16 protein-coding genes are annotated in these 18,691 nt (G+C 72.9%); 11 read left to right on the top strand and 5 right to left on the bottom strand.

Features of this window, described 5'->3' with window-relative positions:
- Positions 1-96: 96 nt before the first annotated feature.
- From IE140_RS05805 to IE140_RS05830, 6 genes are all read left to right on the top strand, one after another.
- Positions 97-753: a DedA family protein gene (locus IE140_RS05805; protein WP_189460118.1), complete on the top strand. Its 657-nt coding sequence runs from the start codon at positions 97-99 to the stop codon at positions 751-753.
- A 92-nt stretch (positions 754-845) separates the two neighbouring features.
- A complete protein-coding gene (locus IE140_RS05810; protein ID WP_150197306.1) occupies positions 846-2,102 on the top strand; it encodes a sensor histidine kinase in 1,257 nt (418 codons plus the stop codon).
- The gene (locus IE140_RS05815; protein WP_167533565.1) at positions 2,093-2,737 is read left to right on the top strand and encodes a response regulator transcription factor; all 645 of its coding nucleotides are present in this window, start codon (positions 2,093-2,095) and stop codon (positions 2,735-2,737) included. Before IE140_RS05810 ends, IE140_RS05815 begins: the two co-directional genes overlap by 10 nt.
- 90 nt (positions 2,738-2,827) lie before the next feature.
- Complete coding sequence (locus IE140_RS05820) at positions 2,828-3,598, top strand: YqjF family protein (RefSeq protein ID WP_150197304.1); 771 nt, start codon at positions 2,828-2,830, stop codon at positions 3,596-3,598.
- A gap of 142 nt (positions 3,599-3,740) precedes the next feature.
- Entirely contained in the window at positions 3,741-4,559 is an 819-nt protein-coding gene (locus IE140_RS05825; protein ID WP_150197302.1) for an SDR family NAD(P)-dependent oxidoreductase, read from the top strand.
- 109 nt (positions 4,560-4,668) lie between these two features.
- On the top strand, positions 4,669-6,312 hold the full coding sequence (locus IE140_RS05830) for a DNA repair helicase XPB (protein WP_093812443.1): 1,644 nt from the start codon (positions 4,669-4,671) through the stop codon (positions 6,310-6,312).
- Between the two features lie 40 nt (positions 6,313-6,352).
- On the opposite strand, the gene IE140_RS05835 is transcribed toward IE140_RS05830, so the two are convergent.
- Entirely contained in the window at positions 6,353-6,541 is a 189-nt protein-coding gene (locus IE140_RS05835; RefSeq protein WP_075264943.1) for a hypothetical protein, read from the bottom strand.
- A 355-nt stretch (positions 6,542-6,896) separates the two neighbouring features.
- Here IE140_RS05835 and IE140_RS05840 point away from each other — a divergent pair, with 355 nt between their 5' ends.
- Positions 6,897-9,023, top strand: coding sequence for a HelD family protein (locus IE140_RS05840; protein WP_150197300.1), 2,127 nt, complete (start codon positions 6,897-6,899; stop codon positions 9,021-9,023).
- A gap of 82 nt (positions 9,024-9,105) precedes the next feature.
- On the opposite strand, the gene IE140_RS05845 is transcribed toward IE140_RS05840, so the two are convergent.
- A complete protein-coding gene (locus IE140_RS05845; protein WP_032777931.1) occupies positions 9,106-9,795 on the bottom strand; it encodes a copper homeostasis protein CutC in 690 nt (229 codons plus the stop codon).
- Positions 9,796-10,070: 275 nt separating this feature from the next.
- Between IE140_RS05845 and IE140_RS05850 the strand changes: the two genes are divergently transcribed.
- A complete protein-coding gene (locus IE140_RS05850) occupies positions 10,071-12,383 on the top strand; it encodes a heavy metal translocating P-type ATPase (RefSeq protein ID WP_189460120.1) in 2,313 nt (770 codons plus the stop codon).
- A gap of 80 nt (positions 12,384-12,463) precedes the next feature.
- On the opposite strand, the gene IE140_RS05855 is transcribed toward IE140_RS05850, so the two are convergent.
- Genes IE140_RS05855 through IE140_RS05865 form a run of 3 tightly spaced genes read right to left on the bottom strand, consistent with a single transcriptional unit; the run spans position 12,464 to position 14,825 of the window.
- Positions 12,464-13,339: a 5-oxoprolinase subunit C family protein gene (locus IE140_RS05855; RefSeq protein ID WP_150197298.1), complete on the bottom strand. Its 876-nt coding sequence runs from the start codon at positions 13,337-13,339 to the stop codon at positions 12,464-12,466.
- Entirely contained in the window at positions 13,336-14,076 is a 741-nt protein-coding gene (locus IE140_RS05860; RefSeq protein WP_189460123.1) for a 5-oxoprolinase subunit B family protein, read from the bottom strand. Before IE140_RS05860 ends, IE140_RS05855 begins: the two co-directional genes overlap by 4 nt.
- Complete coding sequence (locus IE140_RS05865; RefSeq protein ID WP_150197310.1) at positions 14,073-14,825, bottom strand: LamB/YcsF family protein; 753 nt, start codon at positions 14,823-14,825, stop codon at positions 14,073-14,075. Before IE140_RS05865 ends, IE140_RS05860 begins: the two co-directional genes overlap by 4 nt.
- 165 nt (positions 14,826-14,990) lie before the next feature.
- Here IE140_RS05865 and IE140_RS05870 point away from each other — a divergent pair, with 165 nt between their 5' ends.
- The 3 genes from IE140_RS05870 to IE140_RS05880 all read left to right on the top strand — a co-directional run bounded on the left by IE140_RS05870 (position 14,991) and on the right by IE140_RS05880 (position 18,523).
- Positions 14,991-15,713 carry an HD domain-containing protein gene (locus IE140_RS05870; protein WP_150198566.1) on the top strand — a complete coding sequence of 241 codons (723 nt, stop codon included), beginning with the start codon at positions 14,991-14,993 and terminating at the stop codon, positions 15,711-15,713.
- A gap of 174 nt (positions 15,714-15,887) precedes the next feature.
- Entirely contained in the window at positions 15,888-17,123 is a 1,236-nt protein-coding gene (locus IE140_RS05875) for a PQQ-binding-like beta-propeller repeat protein (RefSeq protein ID WP_150198562.1), read from the top strand.
- A gap of 134 nt (positions 17,124-17,257) precedes the next feature.
- Positions 17,258-18,523 (top strand): Cmx/CmrA family chloramphenicol efflux MFS transporter, encoded by a 1,266-nt coding sequence (locus tag IE140_RS05880; protein WP_167533607.1) that lies wholly within the window; start codon positions 17,258-17,260, stop codon positions 18,521-18,523.
- Positions 18,524-18,691 lie beyond the last annotated feature (168 nt).

Consider the following 18,691-nt stretch of genomic DNA (forward strand, 5'->3'; position numbering starts at 1 on the left):
ACGGCCATCCCCGTGTCTCCGTCGGCCCGCGATTCCTAGCGTGGAGGGGCGGCCGGGGCGTCTGCCCCGGGCGACCGACCCGCGCCTGGAGATCACATGCACCTCACGTCCTTGGCACAGGAACCCGCCGACGGCATCGCGGGCTGGGCCGCTGATCTCGTCGACACCCTGGGTGGCCCGGGAGCGGGCCTGGCCATCGCCCTGGAGAACCTCTTCCCGCCGCTGCCGAGCGAGGTGATCCTGCCCCTGACCGGGTTCGCCGCCGGGCAGGGGGTGCTCACCCTGGCCTCGGCGCTGTTCTGGACCACGCTCGGCTCCGTCGTGGGGGCTGTGGTCCTGTACTGGCTCGGGATGCTCGTCGGCCGTGACCGCATGCACGCGATCTGGGCGAAGTTGCCGCTGGTGAAGGCCTCCGACCTGGAGCGCACGGAGCAGTGGTTCGCGAGGCACGGCACCAAGGCGGTCTTCCTCGGCCGCATGGTGCCGATCTTCCGCAGCCTCATCTCGGTCCCCGCCGGGGTGGAGCGCATGGCTCTGCCGACGTTCGTCCTTCTGACCACACTCGGCAGCCTGATCTGGAACTCCGTGCTGGTGCTGGCCGGTTACTGGCTGGGGGATCAGTGGGAGGTCGTGGAGACCTACGTCGGGCTCCTCTCCAAGGCGGTGGTGGCCCTGGTGGCCGTCGCCCTCGCCGCGTACGTCGCGGTACGGCTGCGCGGCCGCAACCAGGCCCAGCACCGCCGCACTTCATGACCCGACACCGGCTCTCCACCACGACGGCTCCGCCTCCCGTGCCACCTGAGCGATCTTGTTTCGCGTACGAAGGCTCACTACGCTCGGTTCCCGTGCGGGGGGACGCGGCAGACATCAGCAGTCATCACCTGCCCGGTCTGCTGGGCAAGGCCGGCTTCGGCGAGGCCGGCCTCGGCCAGTTCGGCCTCGGTGAGGACGAAGGGCCGCCCGTCGGACCCTCCTCCTGGCCGAGTCGGAGCATCGGAACGCTCCTCGGCTGCGTCACGGCCCTGCTCGGCTTCCTCTGCCTCCTCGTTGCCGGCACAGCACTCGGCGCCCTTCTGCTGTGGCCGCTCACCAGGTCCCGGGCTCGCGGTGTCCTCATGGCCGGAGCCCGCCGGCTGGCGGCGCTGGAGCGGGCCCGCCGGTCCGTGTTCTTCGGTGACCGGTTTCCCGGGCGCTACGAGGTGTCCGGCCGGAAGATCCTGCGCTACCTGACGCTCCGCGTCTCGACGGGGCTGGTGTGCGGTGTCGTCGTCGCCCTGCTGGCCTTCGGCGTCGTGCTGGCGGGTGTGCTGCTGTGGGGCATGCTCCGGGGAAGCCTCCGCTGGCCAGAGGCGCTCGGGCAGGTGGTGCTCGGTGGAGCCCTGCTCTTCCTGGACCTCCAGGGGCTGCACGCGCTCGGCGCGCTGGACGCCCGGATCGCCCGTGAGTGCTTCGGCCCCTCCGAACAGGAGCTGCTGCGGCGGCGCGTCCACGAACTGGCCGCCAGCAGGGCGGCGGTCGTCCGGGCCGTGGACGCCGAACGGCGGCGCATCGAACGGGATCTGCACGACGGGATCCAACAGCGGGTGGTGGCACTCGCCATGCTGCTCGGCAGGGCGCGCCGGGGCCGGGGAACCCCCGAGCACGCGGAGGCACTGGTCCGCCAGGCGCACCAGGAATCCCAGGACATCCTCGCGGAGCTGCGCGAAGTCGCCTGGCGTGTCTATCCCTCGGCGCTGGACAGCCTGGGACTCGAAGAGGCCCTGGGCGGAGTGTCCGAGCGGTGCGGCATCCCCGTCCGTACGGAGTTCGACGTCGAGGGCGAACTGCCGCAACCGGTGGAGACCGCCGCGTACTTCGTCGTGTCGGAGTCCGTGAACAACGCGGCCAAGCACTCCCGCGCCACGGTGGTCTCCGTGCGGGTGGTACGACGCGGCAGCACGCTCTCGCTCCAGGTGCGGGACGACGGCAGGGGCGGCGCGAACCCTTCCGGCAGCGGGCTGAGCGGGCTGCACGGCCGGGTCGCCGCGCTGGACGGCATCCTGCGCGTCGACAGCCCCGAAGGGGGACCCACCACCATCACCGCGGAGCTGCCATGCGCCTGATGATCGCCGAGGACTCGACCCTGCTGCGCGAGGGGCTGGTCCGGCTCCTCGCCGAAGAGGGCCACGAGGTCCTGGGCGCGTTCGGTGAAGCGGGCCCTCTGACGGACGCGATGGCCCTGCGGCGGCCCGACGTCGCCGTCCTCGACATCCGGATGCCTCCGACGCACACCGACGAAGGGCTGCGGGCGGCGCTGGAAATCCGCGAACGGTGGCCGGACGTCGGTGTACTGCTGCTCTCCCAGCACATCGAGCGCAACTACGCGGCTCAGCTGCTGGCGTCCGGCGCGGAACGGGTCGGTTACCTCCTCAAGGACCGTGTCGCCCAGGTCGAGGAGTTCCTCGACGCGTTGGAACGCATCCACGCGGGCGGCGCGGCCATCGATCCCGAGGTGGTGCGCCAACTGGTCATCCGCTCGGCACACGGGGATCCGCTGACCCGCCTCACACCCCGCGAACGCAGTGTCCTGGAGGCCCTGGCCCAGGGTCACACCAACACGGCGATCGGGAACAAGCTCCACATCTCGCTGAGTTCGGTGGAGAAGAACCTCAACACGATCTTCCACAAACTGGAGCTGACGCACACGACCGGTTACAGCAGGCGGATCCTGGCGGTGCTGAGGTACCTGGAGTCGTAGGGCGCCGGGCGTGAGCCGCGCACGCGAACGGTGGGATTCGGTTCCGCCGTCGGTCGGTGTCCGCGTCGCGCGGTCTGCGATGCTGCGGGCATGTCCCTCCCTGATCGGAACCCCGAGCCCGTGTCGCCCGGTCCGCCCGGCGCGCCGATGCCTCCGCTGCTCACGCAGTCCTGGCTGGATCTGGCGTTCCTGCACTGGGCGGTCGACCCGGCAGACGTGGCGCCGCTGCTGCCGCCGGGCACGGTGCCCGACACGTTCGACGGGACGACGACGTACGTGGGGCTCGTGGCGTTCCGGATGTATCGGGTGGGGGTGCTCGGGCTGCCGTGGATTCCGTATCTGGGGACCTTTCCCGAGACCAACGTCCGGCTGTACTCCGTGGACGGACGCGGGCGGCGCGCTGTCGTCTTCCGGTCCCTGGACGCCTCGCGGCTCGTCCCGGTCCTCGTGGCGCGGGCCGCGGTCCGGTTGCCGTACGTGTGGTCCCGGATGGGCATCGAGCGGTCCGGCGACACCGTCACGTACACGAGCAGACGCCGGTGGCCCGGTCCGCGTGGGGCGCGGAGCAGGATCGTGCTCCGGCCCGGTGACGCGATCGCCGAACCCACCCCGCTGGAGCACTTCCTGACCGCCCGTTGGGCCCTGCACACCTCGCTCTTCGGGCGGACCGCCTACCTCCCCAACGTCCATCCCCGGTGGCCGCTCCACCGGGCGGAGCTGCTGGAGTGCGACGAGGACCTGGTGGAGGCGGGAGGGCTGCCCGCGCCCGTCGGGGAGCCGATGAGCGTGCTGTACTCCCCCGGGGTGCCGGTGCGGTTCGGGCCGCAGCGGCGCGGGCCTGAAGGGGCCGAGGCCCGGTGACCCCGCACCGGCGCCCTGCCGGCACGCCGCCTCTTCGCATCAGCCCCCCCATCCACCGGGGCCGCCCCGTTGCCTGGTGGTGGGAACACCAGGGTCAGCACACTCCCCTGTATTCCGGTGCGGCGCTGCCAGGCTGAACGCCATGAACCAGCACACGACCTTGGTCACCGGAGCCACACAAGGCCTGGGCCTCGGCATCGCCCTGGACCTGGCCGCCCGCGGCCGGACCGTCCTGCTGCACGGACGCGACCGGACCCGGCTGGAGGCCGTCGCGGCCCAGGTGCGGGCCGCCGCGCCGGAGGCGACCGTACGCACGTATCTCGCCGATCTCGCCGACCTCGACCAGGTACACGCCCTCGTGGCGCGCATCCGTGAGTCCGAGCCCCGGCTCGACGCCCTGGTGAACAACGCCGTCGCCGGCGGCGGGCCCGATCCGCAGGTGCGGCGGTTCAGCCGGCAGGGACACGAACTGCGCTTCGCGGTCAACCACCTCGCCCCCTACGCACTCGCCCGCGGCCTGCTGCCGCTGCTGACCGACTCGGCGCCGGCCCGCATCGTCAACGTCGCCTCGATGAGGCAGGAGGCGATCGACTTCGACGACGTCATGCTGGAGCGGGACTACGAGGGGCTGCGCGCCTACTGCCGGAGCAAGCTCGCCCTGATCATGGCCACCTTCGACCTGGCCGAGGAACTGGGCGGCACCGGCGTCACGGTCAACGCGCTCCACCCCGCCCATCTCATGGACACCAGCGGGGTCCGCGCCTACGGCCTGACCCCGGTGACCACGGTCGACGAGGGCGTACGGCCGACGGTGCGGCTGATCCTCGATCCGGATCTTGAGACGACCACCGGCCGCTACTTCGATCAGTTCACCGACACCCGGGCCCATGAGCAGGCGTACGACACCGAGGCCCGGCGGCGGCTGATGGTGCTGACCCGGGCCCTGTGCGGCGCATCCTGAGGTGAGCCGGGCCCCGGCACCTCCGCCCCATCCCGCCCCGCCCCCGGATGCGGCACACTGGACGTTTGGCCGCAGCCGTGGCCGTACCCCGCAGAAAGGGCCGAAGCGCGTGACCGGACCCCTCATCGTCCAGAGCGACAAGACGCTGCTCCTCGAAGTCGACCACGACCTGGCCGAGGCCTGCCGTCGTGCCATCGCGCCGTTCGCGGAGCTGGAGCGTGCGCCCGAGCACATCCACACCTACCGGGTCACCCCGCTCGGGCTGTGGAACGCCCGCGCCGCCGGGCACGACGCCGAGCAGGTCGTCGACGCGCTCGTCGAGTACTCCCGGTATCCCGTGCCGCACGCGCTCCTGGTCGACATCGCCGAGACGATGGCGCGGTACGGGCGGCTCACCCTGTCCAAGCACCCCGTGCACGGGCTGGTCCTCACCACCACCGACCGGCCCGTGCTGGAGGAGATCCTCCGGTCCAAGAAGGTCCAGCCGCTGGTCGGCGCCCGGATCGACCCGGACACCGTGGCCGTGCACCCCTCCGAGCGCGGGCAGGTCAAGCAGACGCTGCTCAAGCTCGGGTGGCCGGCTGAAGACCTCGCGGGGTACGTCGACGGCGAGGCCCACCCCATCGAGCTGGCCGAGGACGGCTGGGCCCTGCGGCCGTACCAGAAGCAGGCCGTGGAGGGGTTCTGGCACGGCGGGTCGGGCGTTGTGGTGCTGCCCTGCGGGGCCGGGAAGACCCTGGTCGGCGCCGGTGCCATGGCCGAGGCCAAGGCCACCACGCTGATCCTCGTCACCAACACCGTCTCCGCCCGGCAGTGGAAGCACGAGCTGGTGAAGCGGACCTCCCTCACCGAGGACGAGATCGGCGAGTACAGCGGTACGAAGAAGGAGATCCGGCCGGTCACCATCGCCACCTACCAGGTGCTGACCACCCGGCGGAAGGGCGTCTACCCGCACCTGGAGCTCTTCGACTCCCGTGACTGGGGACTCGTCGTCTACGACGAGGTGCACCTGCTGCCCGCCCCCGTCTTCAAGTTCACCGCCGACCTCCAGGCCCGCCGGCGGCTGGGTCTCACCGCGACGCTGGTCCGGGAGGACGGGCGGGAGTCCGACGTCTTCTCGCTCATCGGGCCCAAGCGGTTCGACGCGCCCTGGAAGGAGATCGAGGCACAGGGCTACATCGCGCCCGCCGACTGCGTCGAGGTCCGCGTCAACCTCACCGACTCCGAGCGGCTCGCCTACGCGACCGCCGAGACGGAGGAGAAGTACCGGTTCTGCGCCACCACCGCCACCAAGCGGAAGGTGACCGAGGCGCTGGTGCGCAAGCACCGCGGCGAGCAGACCCTCGTCATCGGGCAGTACATCGACCAGCTGGACGAGCTGGGAGAACACCTGGACGCGCCCGTCATCAAGGGCGAGACCAGCAACGCCCAGCGCGAGAAGCTCTTCGACGCGTTCCGGAACGGGGAGATCAGCGTCCTCGTCGTCTCCAAGGTCGCCAACTTCTCCATCGACCTGCCGGAAGCCACCGTCGCCATCCAGGTCTCCGGCACCTTCGGGTCCCGCCAGGAGGAGGCGCAGCGTCTCGGCCGCGTCCTGCGGCCGAAGGCCGACGGGCACGAGGCCCGGTTCTACTCGGTCGTCGCCCGCGACACCATCGACCAGGACTTCGCGGCGCACCGCCAGCGCTTCCTGGCCGAGCAGGGGTACGCGTACCGCATCGTCGACGCGGACGAGCTGCTCGCGGAGAGCTGAGGAAGGGGACGGGACGGGACGGGACGGGTACGGCGGGGCCTCAGCGGGCCCGCCGTACCCCGGCCTCTTCCGCGTACTCCCCCAGGACGACGACGCCGAACGCTGTGGTCACGAACACCTTCACGGCGCGCAGCGCGTCGCCGACGCGGTGGGGTCGGTGGTCACCGGTCACCGCGGTCGCGCCGTGCGCGGGGCCGGTCGTGCGTGGGTTCAGGGTGGCTGTGCTCATGTATCCATGGTGCTCCCGTCACCCGTTCGGGCGCGTCGGCCCGCAGACGGAATCCGCACTCCAGGCTCGTAGCCCTCCGGTACCGCTGGGGCCGCGCGCATCCCCTACGGGTATCCCTGCCCTCTCCCCCTCCGGGAGCACCGAAATCCGTTTCGCCCCGGCCCGGAGCTGTGGCTACAATCGCCGGTCTGCCCGCCTCCCGCGCCGTGTCCACGGCCCCGGGAGCGCCGCCGACCGGACGGAAACCGGCCGACACCTACGCGATCGAACCTTCCGAGCGGACCGCCCTGCCCCGGCCTCAGCCGGTCTCAGCGCGCGGTCCGCCGTCCTGCGTTGAAGAGCCGGAGGCAACACCGTGCCCGCGCACGTAGCAGAGAGCGATTCCACCCCCGATCCCACCGGTACCACCGATCCCGCCGGCGCCACCGACCCCGCCGACCCCCTGGCGCACGAGCGTGCCCATCTCGCCGCATCCCGCGCCGCACTGCGCGGGATGCGCGAGAACGTCCAGGCCCTCGACATCCGCGATGTCACCGCGAACTGGGTCAACGCCGCCGTGCTCCAGTCCCAGATCGACGACCGCATCAAGGCGCTCGCCGATCTCTCGCACACCCCGCTGTTCTTCGGCCGCCTCGACTATCTGCACGCCGTCGGCGGCGAGCTGGCCGAGGGCGCGGACGGCGAGCGGTTCTACATCGGCCGCCGGCACGTCCACGACGCCGCCGGTGACCCGATGGTCATCGACTGGCGTGCGCCGGTCTCGCAGCCGTACTACCAGGCGTCCCGCACGAACCCCCAGGACGTGGGGCTGCGCCGCCGCTTCGGCTACACCGGCGGCGAGCTGACCGCGTACGAGGACGAGCACCTCACCGACCCGGCGGAGGCCGAGCACACCAGCCGGCTCCTCCAGGCGGAGATCGAGCGGCCCCGCGTCGGCCCGATGCGCGACATCGTCGCCACCATCCAGCCCGAGCAGGACGAGATCGTCCGCAGCGGCCTCGGCGGCACCGTCTGCGTGCAGGGCGGGCCCGGCACCGGGAAGACCGCCGTCGGCCTGCACCGGGTGGCGTACCTGCTGTACGCGCACCGCGAGCGGCTCGCCCGTACCGGCACCCTCGTCATCGGGCCGAACCGTTCCTTCCTCCACTACATCGAGCAGGTCCTGCCCGCCCTCGGCGAGCTGGAGGTGAAGCAGGCCACGGTCGACGACCTGGTGCGCACCGGCGTCGAGGTCCGCGGCGAGGACGAGGCGGCCACCGCCGTCGTCAAGGGCGACGCCCGCATGGCCGAGGTGCTGCGGCGGGCCATCCGCTCCCATGTGACCGCTCCCGTCGAGCCCGTCGTCGTGGTGCGCGGCTCCCGGCGCTGGCGGGTGCCCGCGTACGAGATCCAGGAGATGGTCGACGAGCTGCTGGCCCGCGACATGCGGTACGGGGCCGCGCACGAGGCGCTGCCGCAGCGGATCGCCCACGCCGTCCTCGTACGGATGGAGGAGGCCGGGGAGGCCCCCGACGACCGGGTGCAGAACGCCGTGGCCCGCAACCCCGCCGTGAAGGCGGCCGTCAAGGCGGTCTGGCCCGCCGTGGACCCGGCGAAGGTCGTGCTGCGGCTGCTGTCCGACGCGGAGTTCCTGGCCCAGCACGCGGAAGGGCTGCTGACCGAGGATGAGCAGAAGCGGCTGCTGTGGGCGAAGCCCGCCCGCAGTGTGAAGTCCGCGAAGTGGTCGGCGGCCGACGCCGTGCTGATCGACGAGGCCGGTGACCTCGTCGCCCGTACGCACTCGCTCGGCCATGTCGTCCTCGACGAGGCGCAGGACCTGTCGCCGATGCAGTACCGGGCGGTGGGGCGGCGCTGCTCGACCGGTTCGGCCACCGTCCTCGGCGACCTCGCGCAGGGAACGACCCCGTGGTCCACGGAGAGCTGGGGCGAGGCGCTGTTCCACCTGGGCAAGGCGGACGCGGTGGTGGAGGAGCTGACGGCCGGTTTCCGTGTGCCGCGCGAGGTCATCGCGTACGCCTCCCGGCTGCTGCCCGCGATCTCGCCGGGCCTGGCCGCGGTGGAGTCGGTGCGTGAGTCGCCGGGGTCGTTGGCCGTACGGGAGGTGGCGGGCGGGACGGAGGCGCTGGACGCGGCCGTCGTGGCCGCCTGCGAGGAGTCGCTCCGGCACGAGGGGTCGATCGGGCTGATCGCCGCCGACGCCCGGATCCCGGTACTGGGGGCGGCCCTGGAGGCGGCGGGGCACGCGTACCTGTCGCCCGGTGAGGAGACCACCGCCGCGTCCCGGCTGACGCTGGTGCCCGCGACGCTCGCCAAGGGCCTGGAGTACGACTACGTGGTGCTGGACGAGCCGGCGGCCGTGGTGGACGGCGAGCCGGACGAGCGGACCGGGCTGCGGCGGCTGTACGTGGCGCTGACGCGTGCGGTGTCGGGGCTGATCGTGCTGCACGCGGGCCCGTTGCCGGAGGCGTTGGTTCAGGCGTAGGGCCCTCGGGTGCGGGACTGCCGGGGGCGGGCCTGCCGGGTGCGGGACTCTCCGGTCCCTGAGTCCCGCACCCCGTCAGGCCTCAGGCGTCCAGCGCCTTGCGCCACTCCCGTACCGCCGCCGCGTCGACCGGGGCCGACCACCCCGCGGGCCGCGCCGCGCCGCCGATGTGGAAGGCGTCGATCCGCGCCGCCAGCAGCCGGGGCAGGTGGTGCAGGTGGAGGCCGCCGCCGACCAGGATCTGCGCCTGGTATCCCGGCTCGCCGCTCCGGGCCGCCTCGGCCAGGAGGGTCGGGATTCCGGCGTCCACCCCGTCCGGGGAGCCCGCCGTGAGGAACGTGTCGAGGCCGGGCAGGTCCGCGAGCTGCTTGCGCAGGGCGTCCCGGTCCGTGGCCCGGTCGATCGCCCGGTGGAACGTCCACCGGCAGCCGTCCAGCTCGGCGACGAGCCGCTCGACGGCGACGAGGTCGGCGTGGCCCTCCGTGTCGAGGAAGCCGAACACGAACTCGTCGGCCCCCGCCTCCCGCAGCTCGCGGGCCCGGCCGACCAGGACGTCGATGTCACCGGCGGCGAAGCCGTCCGCCGTCCTGAGCATCACGCGCAGCGGGATGTCCACGGCGGACCTGATCGCCGCGAAGGTCTCCCGGGACGGGGTGAGACCGTCGGCGGCCATGTCGGTGACCAGTTCCAGGCGGTCTGCACCACCGGCCTGAGCGGCGACCGCGTCCTCCGCGTCGAGAGCGATCACCTCCAGGACTGCACGGTTGCTCATGGGTCCCCATTCCTCCGATACACAGCGACAGGTCCGATACACGGCTACTGACCTACACGGCTATAGGTCTAGTCCAATGGCCAGCCTACGGGCGGTCGGCGGGCGGCGCAGCCCTCTATCTGAACGCACGGACCCGGCGGTACGCGAACCGGCCCCGCAGACGAGTGACGCACCCCTCCCGTCCCACCTTGCACTTCATAGGGGAGGGGGGTATACATGAGGAGAGACAGAGATACCCCCTGGGGGTATCTGGGACGGCTTCAGGGAGGACCCCCGTGTCCGCGCACTCCGCCACCACCGCAACCACCGCCGCCGGATCCCCCGGGGCCGAGGCCGGTACCACCGCGGTCGAGCTCGCGATCGGCGGGATGACCTGCGCCTCGTGCGCGGCCCGTATCGAGAAGAAGCTCAACCGGATGGACGGCGTCGAAGCCACCGTGAACTACGCCACCGAGAAGGCGAAGGTCACCTTCGCGGGCGCCGACGTGTCCGTCGAGGATCTGATCGCGACCGTCGAGGCCACCGGCTACACCGCCCGGCCGCCCGCACCGCCCGCCGAAGCCGCCGCCCCGCCACCGGGGAGCGGCGACACGGAACAGGGCGCGGCCGAGGACGACGGGCTCACCACCCTGCGCCAGCGGCTGATCACCGCCGTCCTCCTCGCCGTACCGGTGATCGCGATGGCGATGATCCCGGCGCTCCAGTTCGACTACTGGCAGTGGCTCTCCCTGACGCTCGCCGCGCCGGTCGTCACCTATGCCGCCTGGCCGTTCCACCGGGCCGCCTGGACGAACGCGAAGCACGGCGCGGCGACGATGGACACGCTGATCTCCGTCGGCACGTCGGCCGCGTTCCTGTGGTCGGTGTGGGCGCTGTTCTTCGGGACGGCGGGCATGGTCGGCATGACGCACCCCTTCGAGTTCACCATCGCCCGCAGCGACGGCGCCGGGAACATCTACCTGGAGGCCGCGGCCGGAGTGACGGCGTTCATCCTCGCCGGGCGCTACTTCGAGGCGCGCTCGAAGCGGAAGGCCGGGGCGGCGCTGAAGGCGCTGATGGAGCTGGGGGCGAAGGAGGTCACGGTTCTGCGCGACGGCGTCGAGACGACGATCCCGACCTCCGAGTTGCAGGTCGGGGACCGTTTCCTGGTCCGTCCCGGGGAGAAGATCGCGACGGACGGGACCGTGGTCGAGGGCTCCTCCGCCGTGGACGCCTCGATGCTGACGGGCGAGTCCGTGCCCGTCGAGGTCACGGTCGGCGACACCGTCACCGGCGCCACCCTCAACGCCGGCGGACGCCTCGTCGTCGAAGCCACCCGTGTCGGCGCCGACACCCAGCTCGCCCGCATGGCCAAACTCGTCGAGGACGCCCAGAACGGCAAGGCCTCCGCCCAGCGCCTCGCCGACCGCATCTCCGCCGTCTTCGTCCCGATCGTCATCGCCCTGGCCCTGGGCACCCTCGGCTACTGGCTCGGCAACGGCGCCGGACTCACCGCCGCCTTCACCGCGGCCGTCGCCGTCCTCATCATCGCCTGCCCCTGCGCCCTCGGCCTCGCCACCCCCACCGCCCTCATGGTCGGCACCGGACGCGGCGCCCAACTCGGCATCCTCATCAAGGGCCCCGAGGTACTGGAGACCACCCGCCGCGCCGACACCATCGTCCTGGACAAGACCGGCACGGTCACCACGGGCCGCATGACCCTCCAGACCACCCACACCACCGACACCACCACCGAGGCCGAAGTCCTGCGGCTGGCGGGTGCGTTGGAGAACGCCTCCGAGCACCCCATCGCCCAGGCGGTGGCGTCCGCCGCGACCGACGCCACCGGCCCCCTCCCCACCCCCGAGGACTTCGCCAACATCCCCGGCCTCGGCGTCCAGGGCATCGTCGAGGGCCACGCCGTCCTCGTCGGGCGCGAACAGCTCCTGGCCGAGTGGGAGATCCGTCTGCCCGCTCCTCTCGCCGAGGCGAAGAAGGCCGCGGAGGCCGCCGGGCGCACGGCGATCGCCGTCGCCTGGGACGGTGAGGCGCGGGCGGTGCTGGAGGTCGCCGACGCGGTGAAGGACACGAGCGCCGAGGCCGTCCGCCGGCTCCGCGCCCTCGGTCTGACCCCGATCCTCCTCACCGGCGACAACCGGGCCGTGGCGGAGTCGGTCGCGGCCGAGGTCGGCATCGACGAGGTGTACGCGGAGGTCATGCCGCAGGACAAGGTCGACGTGGTCAAGCGCCTTCAGGCCGAGGGCCGTTCGGTCGCGATGGTCGGGGACGGGGTCAACGACGCCGCCGCCCTCGCCCAGGCCGATCTGGGGCTCGCGATGGGCACCGGCACCGACGCCGCCATCGAGGCCGGGGACCTGACCCTCGTCCGCGGCGACCTCAACGCCGCCGCCGACGCGATCCGCCTCTCCCGCCGCACGCTGTCCACCATCCGCACCAACCTCTTCTGGGCCTTCGCCTACAACGTCGCCGCCCTCCCGCTGGCCGCCGCCGGGCTGCTCAACCCGATGATCGCCGGGGCCGCGATGGCCTTCTCGTCGGTCTTCGTGGTCGGCAACTCCCTGCGGCTGCGCACCTTCAAGGGGGCGTGAGGCCCCCGCCCTGGAGGCTGAGCGCGGCGGGACCCCACGGTCCCGCCGCGCTGCTGTGCGTGTACGGGTACGCGCCCGGCTCACGCGCCTACGAAACGCAGCCGGGTCCCCGGCACCGCCTGGGCCGCCGCGGCGAGGGCCCGTTCGGGGACGACGCCGACCACCGGGTAACCGCCGGTCGTCGGATGGTCGTTGAGGAAGACGACGGGGCAGCCGTCCGGCGGCACCTGGATCGCGCCCAGCACCATGCCCTCGCTGGGCAGTTCCTCCGTACGGGACCGCTCCAGCGGCGGGCCCTCCGTGCGCAGGCCGATGCGGTTGCTGTGCGGCGAGACCCGGTAGGCGGCGGTGAGGAGCGTACGGAGCGCGGCCTCGGTGAACCAGTCGTCGCGGGGCCCGGGATGGACCGGGAGCACCAGTTCGGCGGGGGCGCCCGGCCAGGGCACTGGGCCGGCGGACGGCGGCGGGCCGCCCGACGCCGGTTCGCCCAGGGGGAGTTCGTCGCCCGCGCTCAGCGGGGCGGGCCCGAGCCCCGAGAGGAGGTCCGCCGAACGGCTGCCCAGCACCGGGTCCGGCACGAGCCCGCCCGCGAACGCCAGGTAGCTCCGGAGCCCGGTCCCGGCCGGACCCGCGTCCAGCACCGCGCCCGCGGGCACCCGGACCGGCGCGCCCCACGCCACCGGCCGCCCGTCGACCGTCACCCGGCAGCCCGCCCCGCCGACGACGGCGACGACGGGCCGGTCCGGGCGGACCGCGCACCCGGTGAGGGTGGTCTCCAGGACAGCGGCGTCCGGCGGGTTGCCCACCAGGCGGTTGGCCAGCCGGGCGGCGGGCGCGTCCAGTGCCCCGGCCCGCCCGACCCCGAGGTGCGCATGGCCGGGGCGGCCCGCGTCCTGCACGGTGGTCAGGGCTCCGGGACGTACGACGTGGAGGTGGCGTCCCGCGACCGGAATCATGCGTCCGCCCGGCTGTCAGCCTGGAGGTCGCCCGCGCGGGGAGCGGGCAGCGCGGCCGCCTTCCCCGCCTCGACCGGTACGAACCTGACCGGCGTCCCCGGCACCAGCAGCGCCGCCGGTTCCCGGCCCGGATCCCACAGGATCCCCGGGTCCGGCATCCGCCCGACGAGCTGCCAGCCGCCGGGAGAGGGGCGCGGGTACACCCCCGTGTAGGGCCCGGCGAGGGCCACCGCCCCGGCCGGGACCCGGGTGCGCGGGATCGTGCGCCGGGGCACGTGCAGCCGCTCGGGCAGCCCGGTGAGATAGCCGAACCCGGGGGCGAACCCGCAGAACGCCACCCGGAACGCGGTACGGGAGTGCAGGGCGGCCACCTCGTCGGCCCCGACGCCCCAGAGCGCGGCGACCTCGTCGAGGTCCGGGCCGTCGTAGATCACGGGGACCTCGACCGGCTCGCCGCCCTCGCGGCGCAGCGGCTCCACCCGCCACGAGGCGAGCTCCCGGGCCAACCGGCCCCTGGCCCCGGGCGTGGGGTCCGCGATCCCGTCGAGCAGGACGGTGCGGGCGGCCGGGACGATGTCGCGTACGGCGGGGAGTTCGCCGCGCTCGCGACGCCGGAGCAGTTCGGCGTGGAAGGCCTCGGCGTGCTCGCCGTCGGCCAGCTCGACGACCAGCGCGTGCGGTCCGGCGGACAGGACGCGCAGCTCCCCCAGGCCACCGGGACCACCGGAGCCGCTCACGCGAACGCCCGTACCGCGACGCCCGCTTCCTCCAGGGCGGTCCGCACCCGGCGGGCGAGGGCCGCCGCGCCCGGGGTGTCCCCGTGGACGCAGAGCGAGCGCGCCGAGACGGGGATGCGGCTGCCGTCCGCCCCGGTCACCGCCCGCTCGACGGCCATCCCGACGCTCCGGCGTACGACGTCGTCCGCGTCGTGCACCACCGCGCCCGGCTCGCCGCGGGGTACGAGGGTGCCCTGCGGGGTGTACGCGCGGTCGGCGAAGGCCTCTTCCACGGCGGGCAGTCCGGCCTCCGCCGCGTGGGCGAGCAGCCGGGATCCGGGCAGTCCGAGTACGGCCAGGCCGCCGCCCGCGAGCCGGACGCCCGCGACGACGGCGGCGGCCTGGTCGTCGTCCCAGACGGCCCGGTTGTAGAGCGCGCCGTGCGGTTTGACGTAACTGACGGTGGATCCGGCGGCTTGGGCGAAGACCCGCAACGCTCCTATCTGGTAGGCGATCTCGGCGGTCAGCTCGGCGGGCGGCACGTCCATCGACCGCCGCCCGAACCCGGCCAGGTCCCGGTAGGAGACCTGCGCCCCGATCCGTACGCCGCCGGCCGCCGCCGCGTCGCAGACCCGCCGCATCACGGAGGCGTCGCCCGCGTGGAAGCCGCAGGCTACGTTGGCGCTCGTGACGCAGGCGAGGAGCGCGTCGTCGTCGGTCAGGGTCCAGTTGCCGAAGCCCTCGCCGAGGTCGGCGTTGAGATCGATCATCACGCGCGCACGGTAGGGCGGGTCCCGGCCGGGCGACAAGGGCCGGTCCGGTGGGCGGAACCCTCGCACCCCTGACGCTCCTCCCCTGACACCCCCGCACCCCTGACGCCTCTCCCCTGACCCCGTACGCCATGAACCGGCCACGTACGTCCTAGAGTCGCCCCCATGACGGACCACAGCCCCCACCCGCCCCACGGTTCCGACAGCTCGGACAGCTCCGACGGCTCCGGCGGCGACGCCGAAGCCGGTCTCCGGGAGCGCTGGCACGACACGCTGGTGGCCGCGCGCGCCGGGGCGGAAGGGCCCGACCCGCTGCCGTACGCCGAGAACCTCCTCGCCCGCTGGGCCGAACCGCAGCGCCGCTACCACACGACCGCCCACCTGAGCACGGTCCTGGACCGCGTGGACACGCTGGCCGGTCACGCCGACGACGTGCACGCGGTACGGCTCGCCGCCTGGTTCCACGACGCGGTGTACCGGCCCGACCGGAGCGAGAACGAGGAGCGCAGCGCCGCCCTCGCCGAACGCGCGCTGCCCGAGGCGGGTGTGCCGGACGCGGTGACGGAGGAGGTCGCCCGGCTGGTGCGGCTCACCATCACGCACGACCCGGCCGAGGGCGACCGCAACGGCGAGGTGCTGTGCGACGCCGACCTGGCGGTCCTGGCGGGCGGCCCGCAGGAGTACGGGGCGTACGCGGCCCAGGTCCGGGAGGAGTACGGCTTCGTCCCGGACGAGGCGTTCCGGGCGGGCCGGGCGGCGGTGCTGCGGCAACTCCTCGACCTGCCCCGGTTGTTCCGTACGCCGTACGGCGCGGCGGAATGGGAGGCGCGGGCCCGGCACAACCTGGCGACGGAGCTGGAGTTGCTGGCCTCCTCCGGCACGGGCTGACCACGTGCCCCGCCCCTCGAATGTTCCGGTTCGTTCACGGTGTCGTCCCGGTCACGCCCTCGCCCGACCGGTGGAGCCCATCGACCGCTAACGTCTCGCATCGCAGATGCACACACTCTGCAAAGACAGTCCGTTCATCTTTCCGCTCATACAACTCCTCGGGGGTAAGGCGAAATGTCCAAGGGACTCGGCACGAAGGTCGGCAGAACTTCCCGGCGGCGAATACTGCGACTGGCCGGGGGCGGTCTCACGATGGCGGTGCTCGGAGCCGGCCTGACCGGCTGCGAGGACGAGCTCGAGACCGGCGGCGAGGGCAGCATCCCGCCGCCGCGCAGCAAGTCCCCCGAGAACGGCAAGGCGCCCTCGGACGGCGGGGCCCCCGCGCCGCTGTGGACGAAGTCCGTCCCGGCGCAGACGTACGGGGACAACGACGAGCTGGTGACCGTGGACGGCGTGGTGATCGCGAGCGGTGATCCGCTGGCCGCGCTCGACGGCGCGAGCGGCAAGGAGCGGTGGTCGCTGCCCGGCGGTGCGGTGCCCGGTGCGCCGCTGCTGCTGGGCAACGGCACGCTCTACCTGGCCAGCGGCACGTACGACGGCAACGTCATCGGCTACGTACCGGGGTCCGGCAAGGAGACCTGGCGCAGCCACCTCGGCAAGGAGTACCGGCAGCCCCGGCCGATCGCGGTGGACGGCGAGCAGGTGTACGTCATCGCCGAGATCCTGGAGGCCGACGGCTCGTCCCGCACCAATGTGATCGCCGCGCTGAACAGCACCACGGGCAAGGTCGCCTGGAAGGAACAGCGGGACCTCGGCACCCAGCAGAACGGCATCCACGCCGCCGTGCAGGGCCGCCATCTCGTCTACACCGACTTCAAGAACAACCTGACGGTCCGCGACACCGCCACCGGCAGGCAGGTGTGGACGCAGAAGACGACGAAGACGAGCTACGGGCCGTTCGTCGTCCACCAGGATCTGGTGATCGTCCCGCAGGGTCAGCGGCTCCAGGCCTTCGCGCTGTCCGACGGGGCCGAGAAGTGGTCCGTGGAGGCCGAGGAGTTCTCCCTGTTCCGCGAGCCGAGCCTCGTGGAGGACGTGCTGTACATCGCGGACAGCGGTCGCACGCTGTGGGCCCTCCAGCCGGCCACCGGGAAGAAGGTCTGGCAGTCCACGGCCCTCAAGGACGCGAGCGCGCAGGTGCCCCGGCAGTTCGTCAAGGCGGGCGGCACCCTCTACGCGGCCACCGACCTCGACCCGCAGGGCGGCGTCCACGCCTTCGACCCGAAGACGGGCGCCCTGCGCTGGACGTTCAACGACAAGACCGGCGACCACCACGCCTGGCTGGTGGCCACCGACGGGAAGCGCGTCTACGCCCTGCACGGCAAGAAGCTGCACGCCCTGCCCGTGTGACACGTGACCGGTGTGCACGTGACCTGTGTGACAGGGGTGTGAACGGGCGGGCCCTCCCCCTGCGCCGGGGAATGCGGAAGCGTTCCCCGGCGTTGGGACGAGTCATGCCCGACTCTGCCGCCCGCCGCGCACCCATGCCCCTGGCCGTATACGTTCTCGGCCTCTCGGTCTTCGCACTCGGCACCAGCGAGTTCATGCTGTCGGGCCTGCTCCCGCCGATCGCCGACGACATGAACGTGTCGATCCCGCAGGCTGGGCTCCTCATATCCGCGTTCGCGATCGGCATGGTGGTCGGCGCCCCGCTGCTGGCCGTCGCCACGCTGCGGCTGCCGCGCCGCACCACCCTCGTCGCGCTGATCTCGGTGTTCGGCCTGGGCCAGATCGCGGGTGCGCTGGCTCCGACGTACGAGGTCCTCTTCGCCTCCCGCGTCGTGAGCGCGCTGGCCTGTGCGGGTTTCTGGGCGGTCGGCGCGGCCGTGGCCATCGCGATGGTCCCGGTGAACCAGCGAGCGCGGGCGATGGCCGTGATGATCGGCGGCCTGTCCGTCGCCAATGTGCTGGGCGTGCCGCTGGGGGCGTTCCTCGGCGAGCACCTCGGCTGGCGGTCGGCGTTCTGGGCGGTGGGCGCGGCCTCGGCGGTGGCCCTGGTCGGCGTCGTCACGCGTATCCCGCACATCCCGCTGCCCGAGAAGAAGCCCGAGCTCAAGCGGGAGCTGACGATCTACCGGGACCGGCAGGTCTGGCTGGCGATCGTGATCACCGCGCTCGCGGCGGGCGGGGTGTTCTGCGCGTTCAGCTATCTCGCGCCGCTGCTGACGGACGTGGCGGGCCTCGGCTCGGGCTGGGTGCCGTGGATCCTCGGCCTGTTCGGGGTGGGTGCGCTGATCGGCACGATGATCGGCGGCCGGGTCGCGGACGCGCACCTCTTCGGGGTGCTGCTGAGCGGGATCACGGCGTCGACGGTGTTCCTGGTGGCGCTGGCCCTGTTCGCCTCCGGCCAGGCGGCGGTGATCGCGCTGTCCTTCCTGCTGGGCCTGTCCGCCTTCTTCACGGCCCCCGCGCTGAACGCCCGGATGTTCAACGTTGCCGGGGCCGCCCCGACGCTGGCCGGGGCCACCACGACGGCCGCGTTCAACCTGGGCAACACGAGTGGCCCCTGGCTCGGCGGCACGGTGATCGACCTGGACTTCGGCTTCGCCTCCACGGCCTGGGCGGGCGCGGCTATGACCGCTCTGGCCCTGGCGGCGGTGGGCGTGGCGCTGCGCCTCCAGCGCGGCGGCGGCGAGGGCGGGACCGACGGGTCGCGGTCGCGGTCACACTCCCGGCTGATCGCGAAGAGCGCGGCGGCTCGCGCCGGGCGTCCGGCGGAAGCCGGTTCCGTCCCGTCGACGGGCGCGTGACTCCGTAGCCCCGGGCCCACCCGACCGCTTTCGGCCGCCGCCCGGCCGATAGTCGTCGGGGCGCCGAACAGCAGCCGAAAAAGTCACTACCGACCAGTAGTGAGACGGTCACCTGCCCTTCATTATTGAGCGCGAGCATGACAACCCGTCGTCCGATCGACGCACGGG

Source organism: Streptomyces parvus (assembly GCF_014648875.1).
Classification (GTDB): Bacteria; Actinomycetota; Actinomycetes; order Streptomycetales; family Streptomycetaceae; genus Streptomyces; species Streptomyces parvus.